Raw genomic sequence first — 20552 nt, 5'->3', positions numbered from 1 at the left:
TTATTTTTATGGCTAATTATTGCTTTAATGTTGTTTTTTTTAGGTTTTAAATCTATTCAATGTGCATTTTTATAGATTTTAATTGTTGCCTTTGTGGTTTATTTAGGTATAAATCCTTTATTAATCTAATTTAGCAAATATGGTACGGATAAATGGCTGCAATACAGAATAATGACGGAGCATCTCGAGGACACTTTGGTTCGCGTTTTGGTTTTATAATGGCGGCGGCAGGTTCTGCTGTTGGTGTTGGTAATATTTGGGGATTCCCAACGCAAGCTGCGAGTAATGGTGGTGGCGCCTTTTTAATGGTGTACATGTTCCTGATCTTCTTATTGGGCTACCCAATGCTAGTTGCCGAGCTAATGGTAGGTCGTCATGGTCAAACTAATCCAGCTGACGCGATGGCTAAATTAGGCCGTTCACCCGTGACTAAAATGATTGGTAGCTTGATTGGTCTTGCTTCGATTATCTGTGCGGCAATGATCTTTAGCTTCTACGCTGTGCTTTCTGGTTGGTTCGTGAGTAACACGCTAGCACCGATTGCAACTATGGTTGGCGCAGACGAAGTAAGCCGTTGGTTAATTGATTTCTCATTTTCTCGTAATGCTGTGTTTACCTTAGTGTTTGCGTTGATGTGCATTTACGTTATTCAAAAAGGTGTACAAGACGGTATTGAAAAATGGTCTAAGCGTTTAATGCCATTGTTGTTCGCTATCTTGATCGCGAGTGTTATCTACATCTTGTTCCAACCAGGCGCAATGGAAGGCGTTAGTGCGTTATTCACTGTCGATTTTGAAAAAGTTATGCATCCAGATGTCATTATTGGTGCACTTGGTCAGACATTCTTCTCGTTATCGATTGGTACGGGCGCAATGATGATCTACGGTTCATACCTTAAAGCAAATGAAAACATCAGTAAGTTAGCGGTACATGTCACCTTTATGGATACAGGTGTGGCTTTCTTAGCGGCGATGCTAATTCTACCTGCTATGTATGTGGCTAAGCATAATGGCGTCACTATCTTTGATGGCAGTGGTAACTTATTAAGCTCTGATACGCTGGTATTTACAGTGCTACCTGCGTTGTTTGCAACGATGGGCGCTGCAGAGCATATTGTTGCGATCATCTTCTTTGCATTGATGTCTGTTGCGGCATTAACATCGGCGATGTCGGTAGTGGAAGTCCCAACGAGCTATATTGTTGATAAAACAGCTATGTCACGTAAGAAAGTAACGTGGATTGTGGGCGCTGCACTGACAGCATTAGCGATGGCGGTAGTGAGTAACTTCGACTTTATGTTTGGCTTCATGATTAAACTAGCCACTGAGATCACACAGCCACTCGTCTGTTTAGGTCTTGCTATCTTTGTTGGTTGGCTATGGCATCGTAATAGCCTATTGACTGAAATTAAAGGTCAAGATGGCGCTGATGAAAATGGTATTTTCTGGAAAGTATGGCCATTGTATGTGAAGTTTGTTTGTCCTGCTTTAATCATTGTATTAATCAGTACAACACTTTAATGGCAATCTAGGCCTTAATAGGTTAAGAAGTGAAGCTCAGTAGCGCGATCTACTGGGCTTTTTGTTTATTATCTCCTTGGTTGCTTTCTACATTACTCATCATTCCTCCTCTGAAATACCGATATTTCAATCACATTTTGGCATAAAGCATATCGCTACAACTTCACTTTCATAGAAAAGAGCTAACCTTGATTAGTAGCCTGCTGCTTGGCCGTACTCACTTATCTTGAATATAAGAATACTTTGGCTACATAAAATAAGCGTTAGATAACAAGGAATAATCATGAAAAAGACATTATTAGTCACGGTAATACTAATCAGTCTTGTTCCTGCAGCACAAGCCACAGTGAATGTGTATAAAGATGATGTTAATCAAGTTGATTTGTATGGTCGCGCTTACGCGGCTTATCTTTACCAAGATCGTGAAGGTACAGAGAGTGATGGTCGTTCAGATAGTTATTTTCGTACTGGTTTTAAAGCATTTTCGAATTTAGCAGGTGATTTAACGGCGCTTGGGCATATTGAAATGCAATTCGAATCTCGCGATAACAGTGATGCTAACTCAGAATCTAAAACACGTTTGATGTATGCTGGATTGAAAAATGATAAGGGGCAACTGACTTTTGGTCGAAACTATGCCGCAGATGAAATTATTGCTGATTGGGCTGATGCCGGTACCACGAATTATTCGGGTAATCCTGCACTCGGTAACTTAGGCCGACAAGCTAATATTTTAAAATTAGAAACGAAGGTACTCGATGATAATCTTAACTTGGTGGCACATGTACAGCCGGAGTCTAGCGTTGATACTCGAACTGGCAAAAATAGCCAATCAAGTTATGCGTTTGGTGGCGTCTATGGTTTTGATTTTGGTCTGGAATTAGGGGCAACTTATACCGGTGTGATGACGGAGAATTACACGCTTAATTCAGATTATGATCGATCTACAATTTTTGTCGCTGCACGTTATAAACTGAAGGGCTTAACCGCTTCTATTGTAGGTGATAGTACTTCCGTGGCCACGCCTAATACAGTGACTGAAGATAAAGATTCAAATGATTGGTTCGCCTATGAATTATCGCTCGCTTACCACTTAGATAAGCTAACGGGCACGGTGACCTATAAACAGCGTGATACGGATAGTTTCAATGATAATACGGTTGATCAAACCGCACTGGGTTTTGCTTATAAGTTTAATAGCAACTTCCGATTGGTGACTGAGTATGTTATTGATGGCGTTGATGGTGAAGAAAATCAGTGGCATATGGCTGCGCGATATGATTTTTAGTTATCTCCTATTATTTATTCTTAAGTGCGCATCATAAAGCCCTGTAGTGCGACCTACTGGGCTTTCGTTTTATATGTTGCGAGTTTAGCTCGTCTTTACTCGTTACTATTCATTACTAATAGCTGCAAAATCGGCATTGGTAAGCTGTTTTAAATCTAGTGGGTTAAGTTCTATTTCTAAACCGCGGCGACCTGCGCTGACATAGATAGTCTTATGATCTTGCGCTGAGCTATCAATAACTGTTAATAGCCGTTTCTTTTGTCCCAATGGACTCACTCCACCAAGTACGTAGCCTGTCGAACGCATGACATCCTCTTTATCAGCCATCACTGCTTTTTTGGCTTTAGCGGCCTTAGCAATGGCTTTTAAATTGAGCATGGCGGTGACGGGTACGACAGCTACGACGAGCTTTTTATCTCCCACATCGACGACTAAGGTTTTAAATATCCGCTCTGCAGCGACAGCCATTTTTTCTGCCGCTTCTAAACCATAAGATCCAGCATTAGAATCATGTTTATACTCATGGGTCTTGTGGAGGACCTTTGCTTTTTTAGCTAATTTTACCGCTGGAGTCATGTTATTTATTCACCCTTGTTCCTGTCATTTTGCTTAATGTCACTGTCTTATTAACGATCACTGTATTATTAAATATCAAAAGTGATTGGTTTTTTCGATTTATCTTTATTTTTCATTACCTCAGCTAAGCTGTCTTCAAGCTGTAGATACAGGTCTCGATAAGCGGTATTAAACTTATCGTCTTCACTATTATTGAGCCAAGTTTGATACAAGGTCTCTTTACTGTGTTTTTCAATATCTTTGAAAGTGAGTTTAACATCTTTTGCTTGTTCTTCATTAAAGCCTAGGTTTGTCAGTGCGTGTGAACCGAGTATTAAGGCTGAATGATAAGTTTCACTCACCACATGATCCGCACCCGCGTGACGCAGTGAATAACCATGACCACGGTCATAAGCACGAGCGAGTACTTTAACTTGTGGGTAATGTTGTTTGATGTAACGCACGAGATCAACCGCCCTGGCTTTATCGTCAATGGCAACGATAAATAAGCTGGCATTGGCGATGCCAGCTGTTTCAAGCAAACTTGGTTGTGTTGCATCACCAAAGTAACTTGTCATTTTAAATGAGCGCACTCTTTCGATCATATTCACATCATGATCTAGTACCACGGTTTTGACGCCGTTGGCGACTAATAGACGGTTAACAATCTGGCCGAAACGACCAATACCCGCCACGATAACATCGCCATGCTCTTCGATATCATCACTTTCTTGTTGATTGGTCTTATCCATATAGCGCGGTAAGATCACGCGATCATAAAAGATAAATAACGCCGGTGTTAAGAACATAGATAGGGCAACAGATAAGGACAAGGTTTGCGCTAAATCAACGGGTAATACGTGGTTGTTGACGGTAAATCCAAGTAATACAAAACCAAATTCACCGGCTTGGGCTAAACTCAGCGCCAATAACCAGCGATCACTGCCTTTGATCTTGAAGATCAAGGTTAAGATCAACAGTACAGAACCTTTCACTAGCATTAATGCGAGCGTGATTGATAAGATTGTCGCTGTTTCGTTAAATAAGATATTAAAATCAATCCCAGCGCCTACAGTCATAAAGAATAACCCCAGTAGTAGCCCTTTAAATGGTTCGATAGTGGCTTCTAATTGATGCCTAAATTCACTGGTAGCCAATACCACACCCGCTAAAAATGCACCTAGAGCAGGGGATAGTCCCACTAAATTCATGATCGCGGCGATACCGATCACCAACATTAATGAGGTGGCAGTAAAGATCTCATTAACTTTAGAGCTGGCAACAAATTTAAACAAGGGACGGCTAAGGTAATGACCGCCAACAATGACGCCTGTGATTGCCACGACAATAACTAAGGCATAATAAATACCAGAGATATTAGCGACGAGGGACAATTCTTCATGTTGTGCACTCGCAGCTTGCACGGCGTTTTGTGCTTGCTCAACCAATTCTGGGATGGCGAGTAATGGAATTAACGCTAACATTGGGATCACGGCAATATCTTGAAACAATAATACCGAGAATGCAGAGCGTGCGCCTTCTGTTTTGCTCAGACCTTTTTCGTTAAAGGTTTGTAATACGATGGCGGTTGACGACAATGAAAACACCAAACCAATGGTCAATGCAAGTCCCCAATCTAAGCCAAGCGCGAGGGCTATCCCCATCACAGCGGCAATCGTTAAGCTAACTTGCAAGCCACCTAAGCCTATGAGACGGTGACGCATATCCCAGAGCATTCGGGGCTCAAGTTCCAGTCCGACCAGAAATAACATCATGACTACACCGAATTCGGCAAAATGCTGAATAGTCGCGGTTTCACTACCGACTAAACCAATCACTGGGCCAATAATAACCCCGGCAATTAAATAACCGAGCACGGAACCGAGCCCGAGTCGTTTCGCAATAGGTACCGTGATCACTGCGGCAAACAGATAAATAAATGCTTGGATGAAATAACCTGTCATGGTGCGTCCTTGTTCCTTAGGGGGAAAGCTGAAAAATAACCAGCATTAATGAATCGAGTGTACTAAAAAGCCCTTAGCACTATTTTATCTGACTATCGTGTGGTGATAATCATAATAATAGGCACTAAGGGCTTAATTGGTAAAGCGTTATATTGTTTTTATAAGTGCTTAAGCGCGTGTCGCGGCTTTCATTGGCGTCACAAATTCAGCTAATTCTTGTAGCATTTGTGTATTATCACCTAGATTTTTCTCAATGATATTTACAATTGCTGAACCAGAAATAGCGCCAGCTGCACCCGCTTCAATGGCTTTTTTAACTTGCTCTGGTGATGAAATACCAAAACCAAGCAGACAAGGCGCGGCATTAAACGACTTCAGTTTTGCCAATAACGGACCCACTGGCATCTCTGCTTTAGTCTCTGCGCCAGTAACACCCGCGCGGCTTAACAGATAAGTATAACCAGAACCTTGCTCTGCAACTTGCTTCAGAGTTTCGTCATTGGCATTTGGCGGTGCGATGTAGATACTTTCGATACCGACTTTATCGCCGGCTTCTTTAAACTGCTGACCGTATTGTACTGGCACATCGGCAATCAATAATGAATCAACGCCTGCCGCAGCTGCTTTCGTCATAAATGCATCAGTGCCATTGCCATATACAAGGTTGGCATACAATAATAGACCGATTGGCATTTGTGGGTATTTAGCGCGGATCTCACTGAGCATTTCAAAACAGATATCAGGGTTGATACCGGCGTTTAGTGCGCGAGATGTGGCTTTTTGAATTGTTGGACCATCGGCCACTGGATCTGAGAAAGGAATACCCAGTTCCAAGGCATCGGCGCCAGCAGCAACCAGTGTATCTATGATTGCCATTGATTGTTCGCGGTTTGGATCGCCAATCGTTACGAAAGGAACAAAAGCACCTTCATTTTTTTCTGCTAGCGCTGTAAAAGCTTGTTGATAACGTCCCGTTACATTACTCATTATAATGCTCCTTCACCTTCAAGAATATCTGCAACAGTGAAGATATCTTTATCGCCACGTCCTGATAAGTTAACCACTAAAATTTGTTCTTTATCCATGTCTTTTTCCATCATTTGCAGTGCAAACGCTAATGCATGTGATGATTCAAGCGCAGGGATAATACCTTCTTGCGATGATAATAACTGGAATGACGCCAGTGCTTCTTCATCGGTTACAGATGGGTATTGCGCACGACCTGATGTGTATAAATGTGCGTGCTGTGGGCCTACAGAAGGGAAATCTAAGCCTGCTGATACCGAGTATGACTCTTGGATCTGACCGTAAGTGTCTTGCATTAATAATGAATGCATACCAAAGAATATACCATTGGTACCTTCGGCAATTGGCGCACCATGCTCACCACTTGCAATGCCTTTACCTGCTGGTTCTACGCCGTAGAGTTTCACGCCTTCTTCTTCTATGAAGTCGTTGAACATACCAATCGCGTTTGAACCACCGCCAACACAAGCAATAACAGCATCGGGTAGACGACCTTCAGCTTTTAAGATCTGTTGTTTGGCTTCTTCACCAATCATTTTTTGGAATTCACGCACAATCGTTGGGAATGGGTGAGGACCTGCCGCAGTACCCAGTAGATAATGGGCATTTTCATAGTTTGCAGACCAGTCACGTAATGCTTCATTACAGGCATCTTTTAGTGTGCCAGCGCCGGAATCAACGCCGATAACTTCAGCGCCCATTAACTTCATGCGGAATACGTTAGGCTTTTGGCGTTCCATGTCTTTCACACCCATGTAGATGCGACATTTAAGGCCTAATAACGCACACGCTAGGGCAGATGCAGTACCGTGTTGACCAGCGCCTGTTTCAGCGATGATCTCTGTTTTACCCATGCGTTTAGCGAGCAGTGCTTGACCCAATACTTGGTTAGTTTTGTGCGCGCCACCATGCAGTAGATCTTCACGCTTTAGGTAGATCTTGGTTTTTGAACCTTTGGTAATGTTACGGCATAGCGTCAACGGTGTTGGACGGCCAGCGTATTCATTTAGTAGCTGTTGAAATTCAGCTTCAAATGCAGGATCGTTTTGTGAATCGATAAATGCATCTTCTAGTTCATCTAATGCAGGTATTAAAATTTGCGATACGTATTGGCCGCCGAATTCGCCAAAAAAGGCATTAAGTTTTGCCATGATAAGTTCCTTTAATAATGTCTAAGCGCGCTAAATGCCGCAATAATTTTGTTTGTATCTTTAATACCGGGTGCTGATTCTAACCCTGAGTTTAGATCCAGTCCTAAGCAACCGAGTTTTGCTGCGGCTGCGACGTTGTCAGGCGTTAAGCCACCTGCCAACATAGTTTGACTGCAAGTTTCAGGTGTTAGCAGTGACCAATCAAATGCTTGTCCTGTGCCGCCTGATTGTCCTGCTACCTTGCTATCGACTAAATGACGATCAACTTTAGTTTGAGTTAAGTCGGGAGCTTGTTCATTAACGCCGTGTGCTTTCCAAACCTGAATACCGTCGTCGAGTAACACTTTTAACATCTCGATGTAACTTGCGTCTTCGCTACCGTGTAATTGTACCGCGGCTAAACCCAAATGGTTTGCTAGCTGAGCCACAAGGTGCATTTGTTCATCCACAAATACACCAACATACGCTAACGGTGCTGCTGCAATAACGTTTTGTGCTGTTGCTAAATTAACACAACGCGGTGACTTTGGCGCAAAGATAAGGCCGCCATAAATGGCACCTTGTTCATAGACTGTTTTGGCATCTTCAGGACGCGTGAGACCGCAGACTTTATTGTCGCCTAAAATCAAACGACGGCAAGCTAAATCGACATTGTCTTGTGACATCAATGAACTGCCCACCAAGAAGCCATTTGCGTAATTGGCTAAATCGCGAACTTGTTGGTTATTATAAATCCCCGATTCTGAAATGATAATGCGATCGCTTGGTATTTGGGGAGCTATCACTTTCGTTCTGTTCAAGTCAATTGATAGATCACGTAGGTCACGGTTATTAATACCGATCACTTTTGCATCTAAGGCGATTGCACGTACTAGCTCAGCTTCGTTGCTGACTTCTGTCAGTACGCCCATATTAAGGCTGTGCGCTACTTTCGCTAAGGCTATGTATTCAGCGTCATCTAATACTGACAGCATTAACAGCGTTGCATCTGCTTGGTGTAAACGCGCTAAGTAGATCTGATATTCGTCAATGATGAAGTCTTTACAAATCACCGGTTGCGTCACGATACTACGTACTTTCGTTACGTATTCAAAGTCACCCTGGAAGTATTTTTCATCGGTTAATACCGAGACTGCAGCAGCATAGTTTTTGTAAACACCGGCGATTAAATCTAAATCAAATTCGGGGCGGATCAAACCTTTTGATGGCGATGCTTTCTTACATTCCAAAATAAACTTGGTCGGCTTACCAGATAACGCGGCATAAAAATCACGATCTGTTGGTTCCAGTTCAGCAATAAAACTTGCTAGAGGTTGGCTGGCTTTACGCGCAGCAACCCAAGTTACTTTATCGTCGACAATATTACCGAGAATGGTTTGCTGTAACTCTTTCGTTAACATCTATGCTTCCTTCCTGTTAGATTCGGTTATTAACGCTATGACTAAGCTTGCTGACTTTTTGCTGCGAGCTGGTTAATCAAGGCTAATGCGCTGCCATTATCAATCGCAGCCATTGCTAATTCAGTGCCGTGTTTAAAGTCTGTTGCTATCTCTGCAACCATTAGCAATGCTGATACGTTGATTGCCACAGCGGCTTTTTGTGCATCAGTGCCGTGACCTGATAATAGGCGCTCGATAATCACTTTATTCTCAGCTGCATCACCGCCACGCAGTTCTGCTACGTCATAACGTGCGACGCCAAAGTCTTCAGGGCTGATGGTATATTCCGTGATCATGCCGTTATTTAATTCTGCGACTTTGGTTTCACCGTGCAGTGCAACTTCATCTAAGCCGCTACCGTGAACGACCAACGCACGTTGTACACCGAGTTTATCCATGGTTTCAGCAATCGGTAGAATTAAACTTTCGTCATACACACCCATTAATTGTACTTGTGGGCGAGTTGGGTTTAACAATGGGCCAAGCAGGTTAAAGATGGTACGGGTTTTTAGAGTTTGGCGCACAGGCATCGCATGGCGAATACCAGCGTGGTATTGCGGCGCGAATAAAAAGCAAATGCCTAATTCATCAAGACAGGCTTTCGCTTGTTCTGGGGTTTGCGTTAAATTAATGCCAAATGCTTCTAATAAATCTGAAGAACCTGATTTGCTCGATACACTACGATTACCATGCTTCGTCATTTTTAGCCCACAAGCAGCAGCGACAAATGCGGCTGTTGTGGAGATATTAATGGTATTCATGTTATCACCGCCTGTACCGCAGCAATCGGCATGCAGTTCATCGACTGCTGGAAAAGGTGTTGCTGCCGCTAATAGTGCTTGTGCAGCCCCCGCGATCTCGTCGGGCTGTTCACCACGTATTTTCAATGCTGTTAACACAGATGAAAGCACGATAGGGTCCATTTCACCTTGCACCACTGCAGTAAATACCGTTTCTGACTCTGCTATCGTCAGTACTTGGTTTGCGTATAGCTTTTCGAGGATCTCGGCGATTGTTGTTGCCGCTGGTGTTGTGTGTGTGTGTTCCATGACCTACTCCTTAGGACTTGTCGTTGATGCTGTAGCCCATGCTAGGGTATTTTTTAACAGCGCAGCGCCTTCACTGGTTAATATTGATTCTGGATGAAATTGGAAGCCTATCACTTTGTCTTCTGGCTGAATAATGGCCATTGGCATACCGTTAAATTCGGCATTAACCGTTAAGCTGCTTGGTACTTCGGTTGCCACTAATGAGTGATAACGGGCAACCGGTAGTGGCTGGCTTAAACCGGCAAACATCAACTGACCATCATGGTTAATTGAAGATGCCTTTCCGTGCATGATTTCTTCGGCACGACCGACGACACCACCATATTGTTGTACCAGAGCTTGGTGACCTAAGCAAATGCCAATCATAGGATATTGACCACGGCATAAGCTGATTAGTTCCAATAAGCAACCCGCTTCAGATGGATTACCTGGACCCGGTGAAAGTACCACAATTGGGTCATTTTCACATGCATCAATTTGTTGCTTAATCGCTTCTGCACTAATGCTATTACGATAAATTTTAACGTCATGGCCTAGGCTGCGAAACTGGTCCACTAGGTTGTAAGTAAAAGAGTCAAAGTTGTCTAATAAAAATAAGGTGTTGCTCATGTTGCCTCCGTTACTTAGCGTTGCTTGCTGGTGAGTTGGTTTGTTGTGCAGTCATACTTTCTGCCTTCATGATCGCTGCCAGTGATGAACCTTGTGCGAGTGCCACGGCGTTTAATACGGCGGCTGCTTTGCTGCGAGTTTCATCTGCTTCAGCTTGTGGGTTGGAATCGTAAACCACACCTGCGCCTGCCTGCACATAAGCCATTTCATCTTTTACAAATGCAGAGCGAATGACAATACAAGTATCCATGGTGCCGTCACCAGTAAGGTAACCTACCGCACCACCATAACTACCACGACGTTGTTGTTCTACTTGGCGAACTAATTCTGCTGCGCGGATCTTCGGTGCGCCAACTAACGTCCCCATGTTCATGCAAGCTTGATAAGCGTGTAGGGCATCAAGGTCGTGACGCAGTTTCCCTTTTACGCGCGAAACCAAATGCATTACGTAGCTGTAACGGTCCACGTTTAATAGATTGGCGACATAGCGAGTGCCAGGCTGACTGATACGCGCCACATCGTTACGGGCTAAATCAACTAGCATAATATGTTCAGCGGTTTCTTTTTTATCTTGGCGAAGTTCTAATTCAATACGACCATCTAAGTCAGGACAAATAGAACCGTCGGCGCGGAAACCACGGCGGCGTGTACCGGCAATCGGGTAAATTTCGACGTCATTACTTTGTGCATCATATTTCAATGCACTTTCGGGTGATGCACCAAATAATACAAAATCGGAATCGTTCAGATAGAACATATACGGGCTGGCGTTCGTTTGCTTGAGCTTTTCATAAGCAGCGAGTGAATCAGGGCAAGGCAAGTTAAAGCAGCGTGATGGGACAACTTGGAAAATATCACCTTTACGAATGTAATCTTTTAAATCTTCTACAGTGCTACAAAACTCACTATCACTGATATCAACCTTTAACGTTAACTCTGCCGCTTTCGATGCGGGTGTTGTCGTTAATACTGTTGCACATTCGGTTTGAATACGCGCTAGTTTAGCTTCAGTCTCGTTTAACGCAGTGACAAAGTGCTCACCACCAAATACGCTACCGATTAATTTTGATTGCTGGGTTTGACGATCAATGACAATTAACGTTTCGGCGACATAGAATACAAAATCAGGACAGATATTAGCGCCATCTGGTACTTTTGGCAGAGATTCGACACTGGCAATCATGTCATAGGCAAAGCAGCCGCCTAAGAATAACGCCTCGTGAAACGGGGTTTCTGGAATAACGCGGTTGATAATCGTGCGCAGCGCATCAAACGGTGATGATGACTGCAGGCGTGAATCTTCATCAAGGCTGTCATCAGTAGGCGCAAAGCTTAATGCTAATTGGTGATCCTCCTGAGATGTCACGGTATCGGCACCAAACTGAGCGGTAAATTCGTCAGCTAAAAATGGCAGTAAATTTTCACCATTCTTGGTTAATGCATTGAATTGAACCGTGCGGCCAAAACAAGATATTTTAACCGCAGCATCTAGCAAGATTAAACTTTGCAGTGCGGTTTTGGTAACGATGTCAGCAGATTCTAATAATAAGCTGTTACCGCTGGGACGGTACATGTGACGGTAGAATGCAAGGGGATCATCAATGTGCGGACAATCTTGCTGAATTGAATGTAATTTACCTGGCGCTAATCGCTGCGTCATAGTACTTTCCTTGCTTTAAAGTGACTAAATTTCCAATAAAAAAGCCCGTTTCAATGAAACGGGCTTTAATGTTTGTTATTTTTGTAGATTTACATTTACTGCAGATATCACAAAATCACATGCCCGTTTAAAGAGGAATGTGCCACCACCAACTGATTGTTTGGTTTGTAATATTTTGCATTGATTCTAAGCCATAAAGTTATCTAATTAGGTTAAACTTATGCGTTTTGGGCTATTACTGTCAATACATTTATTAATATTTGTGTGAAATTGTTAAATAAAACTTATAATAGGGTCTTATTGTTCCTTTTCTGACTTTTTATCGCTGGATACGCTCTATTTTTATGATATACGATTTACATTCTCATACTACAGCCTCTGACGGCTCTCTTAGTCCAGCTGAATTAGTGCAACGTGCGGTTGAACATCGTGTTGATGTATTAGCGATCACAGATCATGACACCACCGATGGTTTGCAAGAAGGCCATGACACGATTGCTGAAAAGCAGTTGCCGCTGACGTTAATTAACGGTGTTGAAGTGTCGACTAATTGGCAAAATCATGAAATTCATGTCGTTGGCTTAAACGTCGATTTGGCTAACCCTGAGTTACAGGCATTTTTAGCAGAACAACGTAACAAACGTGAAGAGCGTGCTGTTGAAATGGGCAACCGTTTAGCTAAAGCGCGTATTCCTAATGCATATGAAGGTGCAAAAGCTTTGGCGGGAGATGCCAGTATCACCCGCAGCCACTTTGCTAAATACTTGGTTGAGCAAGGTGTTGAAAATACCTTTCAGAATGTTTTTAAACGCTTCTTAGCGAAAGGTAAAACCGGTTACGTGCCACCTAACTGGGCAACAATTGAACAAACGATAGAAATAATACAGCAATCAGGTGGCCAAGCTGTACTGGCTCATCCGCTGCAGTATAAACTGTCAACTAAATGGTTTAAAAGATTATTAGCAGCCTTTGAAGAAGCGGGTGGTGATGCATTGGAAGTGGGACAACCACAACAAGGCATTACTGAACGTACTCAGCTGGCGACTTATGGTCGTGATTATAATTTAGCTGGTTCTGTTGGTTCTGATTTTCATCGACCAAGTAGCTGGACTGAATTAGGACGTAATTTATATATCCCTAAAGATTGCACCCCCGTATGGTCATCTTGGCCTGAAGCAGTGAAGGAATCATTATTATGAGTCAATTTTTTTATGTGCATCCTGATAACCCGCAAGCGCGTTTAATCAGTCAAGCCGTTACTATATTACGTGACGGTGGGGTGATCATCTATCCGACCGATTCGGGTTATGCGTTGGGTTGTCATACTGGTGACAAAGCCGCACTAGAGCGAATTTGTAAAATTCGTAAGTTAGATAAAGACCATAACTTTACTTTGTTATGTCGCGATCTATCAGAATTGTCGTCGTATGCACGTGTTGATAACAGTGCTTACCGCGCGCTTAAAAATAATACCCCAGGCCCGTATACCTTTATTTTTAAAGGGACTAAAGAAGTGCCGCGCCGTTTAATGAATCCAAAGCGTAAAACCATTGGTATTCGTGTGCCAGACAACGCTATCGCATTGGCATTGTTGGAAAGCTTAGGTGAACCTATGATGTCGACGTCATTAATCTTACCGGGTAACGAAGGGACTGAGTTTGATCCGGAAGCTATTCGCGACCAACTTGAAAACCACGTTGACCTGATTATTAATGGTGGTTATTTAGGTGAACAAGCAACCACGGTAATTGATTATTCTGAAGGTAATGCAGTGCTCCTTCGTCAAGGTGCCGGTGATGCATCTGCTTTTGTGTAACCAGTGGTAGAGTCTAGCACTGCGATTGCCAAGGTTAATGGCGAATTATTACGTAAAGTACCAAAGGATTTGTTTATACCGCCAGATGCGCTGAGTGTATTCTTAGACGCATTTGAAGGCCCATTAGATTTATTATTGTATTTAATTAAAAAGCAAAAACTCGATATTTTGCAGTTACCAATGCAAAAAATCACTGCGCAATACATGGAATATGTGGAGTTAATGACCACGTTGAAAATTGAATTGGCCGGTGAGTATTTGGTGATGGCTGCCTTGCTAGCGGAAATTAAATCACGTTTGCTATTACCTAAATTAGTCGTGGCAGAAGAAGAACTAGATGACCCTCGTTTAGTGCTGATCAGACAGTTACAAGAATACGAAATATTTAAAAATGCAGCTGAAGAATTAGACAAGCAACCGCGTATCTTGCGTGATATTTTTGTTGCTAGTGCAGATCTACCTGATAATATTACCGCCGCACCGTTATTAGCTGAAGTATCTCTGCGAGACTTGGCGTATAATCTGCAAAAATTACTCAAGAAAGCGGAACACTTCGAGCATCATCAGATCCAACGTGAGGTTTTAACCACGCGCGAAAAGATGACGCACATATTAGCATTACTGCAAGATGGTAAAGTACGCACTTTCCATCAAGTACTCGATCTTGAAGAAGGCCGACGCGGTATTGTGGTGAGTTTTCTGGCGCTCCTTGAATTACTTAAAGAGTCTTTAATCAGCCTGATCCAGAATAATCCGTTAGGTGAGATATACTTAAGCTTAGCCGAATAGGTATGAGACCGACTGTGAATACAACACCTTATAAACAGATCATCGAAGCGGCTATTTTTGTGGCCAAGAAACCGTTATCATTAGCGGCTTTGTGCCGAGATGTACTTGCCGAAGAAGAGGTAAGCCGTCAGCAAGTAGTGGCTTACATTGCCGAGATAACGCAGGATTATCAAGGTAAAGGTATCGAGCTGGTGGAAGTGGCCAGCGGTTATCGTTTTCAAGCGCGCTCGCATTTAACGCCTTGGCTGCAACGTATGTTGCAAGATAAACCAGCGAAATACTCGCGCGCTACATTAGAAACATTAGCACTGATTGCTTATCGTCAACCCGTTAGTCGGGGTGATATTGAAGCAGTTCGTGGGGTTGCAGTTAGCAGCCAAACGATCCACACCCTTGAAGAACGGGAGTGGATCAAAGTGATTGGCCGTAAAGAAGTACCGGGACGACCGGCTTTGTATGCGACAACCACGCAATTTTTAGATTACTTTGGTATTAAAAGTATTCAAGAATTGCCCCCATTGGATGAAGCTCTATTGGCTAAATTAGCCGCCATGGATGATGAAATTGTATTGGATATCTAATGGTATCAAATAAAAATAACGAAGAATTTAACTTAATATTTAGGAAAACTGATGAGTGAAAAGCTACAGAAAGTACTAGCACGTGCTGGTTTAGGTTCCCGTCGTGAGATGGAAGCTGTGATCGCAGAAGGCCGTGTCAGCGTTAATGGTGATATTGTGACCTTGGGTACCCGTGTTGAAGAGACGGACAAAGTTCGCCTTGATGGACATCCGGTACAGGTGATCACAGAAGAAGAAAACGTTTGTCGTATTCTTGCATACCATAAACCTGAAGGTGAGTTATGTACACGTAAAGATCCAGAAGGTCGTAAGACTGTATTCGATCGTCTACCACCACTAAAAAGCGGTCGTTGGATCGCGATTGGTCGTCTAGATATCAATACATCGGGTCTATTATTATTTACTACAGATGGTGAGCTAGCAAACCGTCTAATGCACCCAAGCCACGAAGTAGAGCGTGAATACTCTTGTCGTATCTTTGGTGAAGTAACACCGAAAATTATTCAAAACCTACGTATGGGGGTTGAATTGGAAGATGGCCCTGCTAAATTCCAAAAAATTAAAGGTGTTGCAGAGGGAACTGGCGGCGAAGGTCTTAACCAATGGTACAACGTATTATTGAGTGAAGGTCGTAACCGTGAAGTACGTCGTTTATGGGAATCTCAGGGTATTCAGGTAAGTCGTCTTATCCGTATCCGTTATGGTTCATTAGTACTTGATCGCCGTTTACCACGTGGCGGTTGGTCAGAACTCGCGCTTGATGAGATTAACTATTTACGCGCAATTGTTTCATTACCACCTGAAACAACAGCACGTAACTTAGATCGTAAAGAAACGCGTATTCGTCAAGGCCGTATCCGTCGCTCATTGAAAAACAATGAATCACGCCAGAAATCGAAAAAAGACGGCAGACTGGGTAAAGAAGTGGAAGAAACCAATGAACCTCGCGGTAAAGGGCAACGTACTAAGCCTACTGGCTCAGGTATCCCGCTTCATGGTAAGAAAGCACCAACAAGACAGCGTAGTCCTAAAAAAGGTGTAGCGAAGAAACGTTCTCGTATCTAAGCACATACCTTAACTATATAACGCGTTATCCCGCTGCGAATCAGCCTCGGGATAACGCGTTTTTTTTTGATAAATACTGGTTAGCTTCGCTAATGGCAGTGGTCGATCAAAATAATAGCCTTGTACTAAATCGCAGCCATAATGACGAAGGCGGGCATATTGTTCTTCCGTTTCTACGCCTTCGGCGATAACGGTTAAATCACATAGCTGACCAATCGCGATGATGGTTTTGACTAAGGATTCACTTTGACTATTTGTCAGGAATTTATCAATAAATGTGCGATCAATTTTGATTTCAGTGATCGGCATATTACTCAAATAACTTAATGATGAGTAGCCCGTTCCAAAATCATCAAGCGATAATTTAAAGCCATAATCTCGGATTGCTTGCAAAATAGGCTGCACTTTCGCTAAATCATTAATTAACACATTTTCAGTAATTTCCAACGTCACCAGAGTATGATCCGCTGCCATATCAGTTGTTACCTTTATCAAGTGACTGATAAAATCGGGTTCCATTAATTGCTTAGGCGAAATATTTATTGATAACTGCAGCTGAATATCACTGTCGCGATTAAAGCGTAAAATATCAGTTAATGATTTTTCAATTACAAAGCGGCCAATTTCATTGATCATCCCCACGTCTTCAGCGACTTTAATGAACTCTACTGGTGAGATATGTCCAAGTTTGGGGTTATACCAACGTACTAATGCCTCAACCCCGTAAATAAGTCCTGTCGCGACATCAATTTGTGGCTGATACAGCACGTCGAGTTCATTTTTTTCTATCGCTAAATGTAATTTAGATTCCAGTAACAGATCGTGTTGAACCTGAGTGTTGATAGCATCATTAAAGAATAAATAATTGCCCTTTTGCAGTGACTTGGATTTATATAAGACAATATCTGCCTTACTAATCAGTTGCTCGCTAGCATTACCGTCATCGGGATACATCGCCACGCCGATACTGCAACTTGAATGAATCGACTTACCTTTAATGACAAAATGGTTTTTGAATATCTCACATATGTGCTTGGCTTTTGTCTCGGCCTCGGCTAAATCTTCAAGCATCGGAAAGCAAAAAATAAATTCATCACCACCGAATCGAGCCACACTGTCGCTAGGAGATAACATTTGGTTGAATATACTGCCGAGTCTTGTAAGTAGTTGATCGCCAACAGAATGGCCATACAAGTCATTTATTTTCTTAAAGTCATCGAGATCGACAAACATCAGCGCTAATTTTTTATCATTTTGCTTTGATAAGGCGATGCCATCTTTGATGCAGGTATCGAACAAGACTCTGTTAGGTAATTTGGTTAATGAATCGTGTAACGCTTGAAATTGCAGTTGTTCTTTAATGAGGTTTAATTCAGCAAAATCGTCACTTATTTTATTTTCATACGAGGCGAATCGACGACCTAAATAATTAGCGAAAATAAGTGATAACGCCACAAAAAAAACGGTAACAAATGAGCTCAGCCATAAAATCTTGCTGAGGTCTTGCCTATTTTGCAGGCCAATCGCATTTTCACGGGTGGTCAGGTAATCTTCAATTTCACTGACATATACACCAGAACCGATTGCCCATTGCCAATCTGGAAAACCCATTATATAACTGATTTTTTCTGCCGGTAGGTTGGTGCTTGGCATCATGCTGCTCATATATTTTAGGAACCCAGCGCCTTGCTCCGCTGTGCCGATAATCTGCCTCGCGTTGGAAACATCTTGTTCATTGAGGGTATTGTATCTGTTGGTATCTTTAAATTTTTCGTTGTAATGGGATAAATAATTACCCTGATAGTCGATGATAAAAATATAGCCATTACTGCCGTAACGGATATTGGAAATGCGGTGTAATAGTCGCTGCTTAATGTCATTTTCGACATCAATAACATATTCACCCGTCCCTATAAACCAATCGTAAGGTGCAAATCGTTTACTAAAACCAATCTTTTCAAATTCTTGATCTTTATCCTGTGGTTTCACAAACCACCATCGTGTAAAGCCTTCACCTTCAGTGGTAACGACTTTGGCGATATCGCGAAGAATGTAATTGCCTCTTTCATCTTGGATATCAGATTTATAGGTACCCTCAAAATTTGGTAGGGTGGGGTGCATGACACTCAGGCCATTAGTTTTATAAATGAAATAATAACCGCGCCCTTGGTTAAAGCGAATACTTCTTAAGGCGTCTGTAATTAACGTGGTGACTTGTACTTCAGGCTTATCCTTGTTTGCAGCATAAATCGTCGTGGCAATGCGATGAGCTTGATGAACACGTGCTTTAATGGATTCTTTTAATAATCTTTCGGTGTTATTTTTTTCGTAATTAATTTGTTGAACAACTTGTTGAACTTGATATTTAGCCTGTTCTTGTTCTTTTTTTATAAAGTCTTGGCGCAAGGACACGATATCTTTGCTCAGCTTGGTTTGGTTATTGTTAATGACAATAACGTTAACCAAAATCGCGAAAATAATGACTATGATAGGAGGGATTATTTTTATCAACCGCAGTATTTTTAGATCATGAGTCATTTGTATTTAATAGCTTACGGTTGATTAGCAGAAGTTAGCAATATAATAAAAACAATCGGAGAAATAAAGGAGTACAGGCTCAAAAATACTTGAAAGCTGTATTTATTTTACTTATTTCGTTTTTATTATTAGAAACACCCTTTAAATTATGATCACGATTGGGCTAATGCTACGCTTCCTTCGTCATAAGCGCTTGTAAATTATTGCCGCTAGGCTGCTGAAAAGCCTGTAAGCCAAACGTTGGTAATACCGATAAAATATGATCGAAGATGTCGGCTTGAATGTCTTCATAAAAAGCCCAGCGGATCTCATCGGTAAAGATATAGATTTCGATCGGCATGCCTTGTGTTGTTGGTGCTAACTGCCTTACCAATAACATCATATCTTTACGCACTTGGGGATGTTGTTGCAGGTAAGCTAATAAATAAGCTCTAAAGGTGCCAATATTGGTTAGGCCTCGGCTATTTACAGCGCGTTCATCATCATTAAAAGGCAAATTGAAGGTCTTTATAGCTAGGTTTTTGTCAGCAAGGTGGTTCTTGAGTAAATGCACATGACTAAGGCGCCTGACATCTTCTTCACTTAAAAAACCAATACTTTGTATATCGATAAAAACACTACGTTTGATCCGGCGACCACCAGATTCGGTCATACCTCGCCAGTTTTTAAAAGCATCAGATACCAAAGCATAAGCCGGTATCATGGTAATTGTTTTATCAAAGTTACGTACTTTTACTGTCGTCAGAGATACTTCTTCAACAGTGCCATCCGCGCCGTATTTATCCATTTGGATCCAGTCACCTCTGGTCACCATTTGATTGGTGGCTAGCTGGATACCAGCGACAAAACCTAAAATAGTATCCTTGAAGATCAGCATAATGAAACCTGTCGCCACACCTAAGCCGCTTAAGAAGTAAATTGGCGAACGGTCAGATAAAATGGATACGGTGATGATGGCTGCTACACAGAATAAAAACAATTTAAGTAACTGATTGAAACTGGTGATAGGCAATCTGTGGGTAGCTGTGTGTTCATCGGCAATTTGGGCTATGGCATTAAGCACCGCATAGATACCGCGTATCAATAAGATCACTAATAGGGCACTGAGAATACGGCCAAATACTTCGGTGATAAAGGATGAAAGCACCGTAAATAATGGCAGTAATAAGTCTATGACTAATAGCGGTACTAATAAAGCGAATTTCTCTAATACACCGTGCGCTACAAAGGTGTCATCCCAAGTCACTTTAGAGCGTACTGACATGATTTTCATGGCTCTAACGACTACACGTTTGACCACCCAATAAGATATGCCTGCCAAACTCAAACAAAGTACAATTAATATTAAATTATAAGTGTTTGAATCTACTTTATTTAATACATCGCTGTCGGCGAGCCATTGGGAAACCATTAATCTTAATTCTTGATCCAATGTGGATATCCTTGTGAATGTAAAGTGGTAATAAATGTGAGTCATCAATAGTAGTCATTAATATTAATGA

At 42.2% G+C, this 20552-nt stretch carries 17 protein-coding genes; 7 read left to right on the top strand and 10 right to left on the bottom strand.

The features are described from left to right. Positions 1-152: 152 nt before the first annotated feature. Positions 153-1520: a sodium-dependent transporter gene (locus FR932_RS12535; RefSeq protein ID WP_019628817.1), complete on the top strand. Its 1368-nt coding sequence runs from the start codon at positions 153-155 to the stop codon at positions 1518-1520. A 283-nt stretch (positions 1521-1803) separates the two neighbouring features. Beyond that, on the top strand, positions 1804-2808 hold the full coding sequence (locus FR932_RS12530; RefSeq protein ID WP_019439442.1) for a porin: 1005 nt from the start codon (positions 1804-1806) through the stop codon (positions 2806-2808). Between the two features lie 105 nt (positions 2809-2913). Here the strand turns inward: FR932_RS12530 and ybaK are convergent, their stop codons facing one another. The 8 genes from ybaK to FR932_RS12490 all read right to left on the bottom strand — a co-directional run bounded on the left by ybaK (position 2914) and on the right by FR932_RS12490 (position 12261). Then, a complete protein-coding gene (ybaK, locus tag FR932_RS12525) occupies positions 2914-3384 on the bottom strand; it encodes a Cys-tRNA(Pro) deacylase (protein ID WP_019439441.1) in 471 nt (156 codons plus the stop codon). Positions 3385-3452: 68 nt separating this feature from the next. Beyond that, entirely contained in the window at positions 3453-5327 is a 1875-nt protein-coding gene (locus FR932_RS12520) for a monovalent cation:proton antiporter-2 (CPA2) family protein (RefSeq protein ID WP_019439440.1), read from the bottom strand. A gap of 168 nt (positions 5328-5495) precedes the next feature. Beyond that, the gene (trpA, locus tag FR932_RS12515) at positions 5496-6314 is read right to left on the bottom strand and encodes a tryptophan synthase subunit alpha (RefSeq protein WP_019439439.1); all 819 of its coding nucleotides are present in this window, start codon (positions 6312-6314) and stop codon (positions 5496-5498) included. Beyond that, complete coding sequence (gene trpB / locus FR932_RS12510; protein ID WP_019439438.1) at positions 6314-7504, bottom strand: tryptophan synthase subunit beta; 1191 nt, start codon at positions 7502-7504, stop codon at positions 6314-6316. Before trpB ends, trpA begins: the two co-directional genes overlap by 1 nt. Before the next feature lie 11 nt (positions 7505-7515). Continuing rightward, positions 7516-8904 carry a bifunctional indole-3-glycerol-phosphate synthase TrpC/phosphoribosylanthranilate isomerase TrpF gene (gene trpCF, locus FR932_RS12505; protein WP_019439437.1) on the bottom strand — a complete coding sequence of 463 codons (1389 nt, stop codon included), beginning with the start codon at positions 8902-8904 and terminating at the stop codon, positions 7516-7518. A gap of 41 nt (positions 8905-8945) precedes the next feature. Then, positions 8946-9992: an anthranilate phosphoribosyltransferase gene (gene trpD / locus FR932_RS12500; protein ID WP_019439436.1), complete on the bottom strand. Its 1047-nt coding sequence runs from the start codon at positions 9990-9992 to the stop codon at positions 8946-8948. Positions 9993-9995: 3 nt separating this feature from the next. Further along, positions 9996-10601: an aminodeoxychorismate/anthranilate synthase component II gene (locus tag FR932_RS12495; RefSeq protein WP_019439435.1), complete on the bottom strand. Its 606-nt coding sequence runs from the start codon at positions 10599-10601 to the stop codon at positions 9996-9998. Between the two features lie 10 nt (positions 10602-10611). Continuing rightward, positions 10612-12261: an anthranilate synthase component 1 gene (locus tag FR932_RS12490; protein WP_019439434.1), complete on the bottom strand. Its 1650-nt coding sequence runs from the start codon at positions 12259-12261 to the stop codon at positions 10612-10614. Positions 12262-12605: 344 nt separating this feature from the next. Between FR932_RS12490 and rnm the strand changes: the two genes are divergently transcribed. The 5 genes from rnm to rluB are packed head-to-tail and all read left to right on the top strand — an operon-like array spanning position 12606 to position 16512. After that, positions 12606-13460 (top strand): RNase RNM, encoded by an 855-nt coding sequence (gene rnm / locus FR932_RS12485; RefSeq protein WP_019439433.1) that lies wholly within the window; start codon positions 12606-12608, stop codon positions 13458-13460. After that, the gene (locus tag FR932_RS12480; RefSeq protein ID WP_019439432.1) at positions 13457-14077 is read left to right on the top strand and encodes an L-threonylcarbamoyladenylate synthase; all 621 of its coding nucleotides are present in this window, start codon (positions 13457-13459) and stop codon (positions 14075-14077) included. The genes rnm and FR932_RS12480 overlap by 4 nt, the downstream gene beginning before the upstream one ends. Positions 14078-14080: 3 nt before the next feature. After that, positions 14081-14866: a segregation and condensation protein A gene (locus tag FR932_RS12475; protein WP_019439431.1), complete on the top strand. Its 786-nt coding sequence runs from the start codon at positions 14081-14083 to the stop codon at positions 14864-14866. Positions 14867-14868: 2 nt separating this feature from the next. Next, a complete protein-coding gene (scpB, locus tag FR932_RS12470) occupies positions 14869-15447 on the top strand; it encodes an SMC-Scp complex subunit ScpB (RefSeq protein ID WP_019439430.1) in 579 nt (192 codons plus the stop codon). A 51-nt stretch (positions 15448-15498) separates the two neighbouring features. Beyond that, a complete protein-coding gene (rluB, locus tag FR932_RS12465; protein WP_019439429.1) occupies positions 15499-16512 on the top strand; it encodes a 23S rRNA pseudouridine(2605) synthase RluB in 1014 nt (337 codons plus the stop codon). Positions 16513-16521: 9 nt separating this feature from the next. Here the strand turns inward: rluB and FR932_RS12460 are convergent, their stop codons facing one another. Beyond that, the gene (locus FR932_RS12460; RefSeq protein ID WP_240532335.1) at positions 16522-18924 is read right to left on the bottom strand and encodes a bifunctional diguanylate cyclase/phosphodiesterase; all 2403 of its coding nucleotides are present in this window, start codon (positions 18922-18924) and stop codon (positions 16522-16524) included. A gap of 295 nt (positions 18925-19219) precedes the next feature. Beyond that, complete coding sequence (locus tag FR932_RS12455; protein ID WP_019439427.1) at positions 19220-20482, bottom strand: mechanosensitive ion channel family protein; 1263 nt, start codon at positions 20480-20482, stop codon at positions 19220-19222. Between the last annotated feature and the right edge of the window lie 70 nt (positions 20483-20552).

Origin of the sequence: Moritella marina ATCC 15381 (assembly GCF_008931805.1) — a bacterium.
GTDB lineage: Bacteria > Pseudomonadota > Gammaproteobacteria > Enterobacterales > Moritellaceae > Moritella > Moritella marina.
Note: the sequence above shows the minus strand (reverse complement) of the source record. Positions and strands in the feature narration are given on the sequence as shown.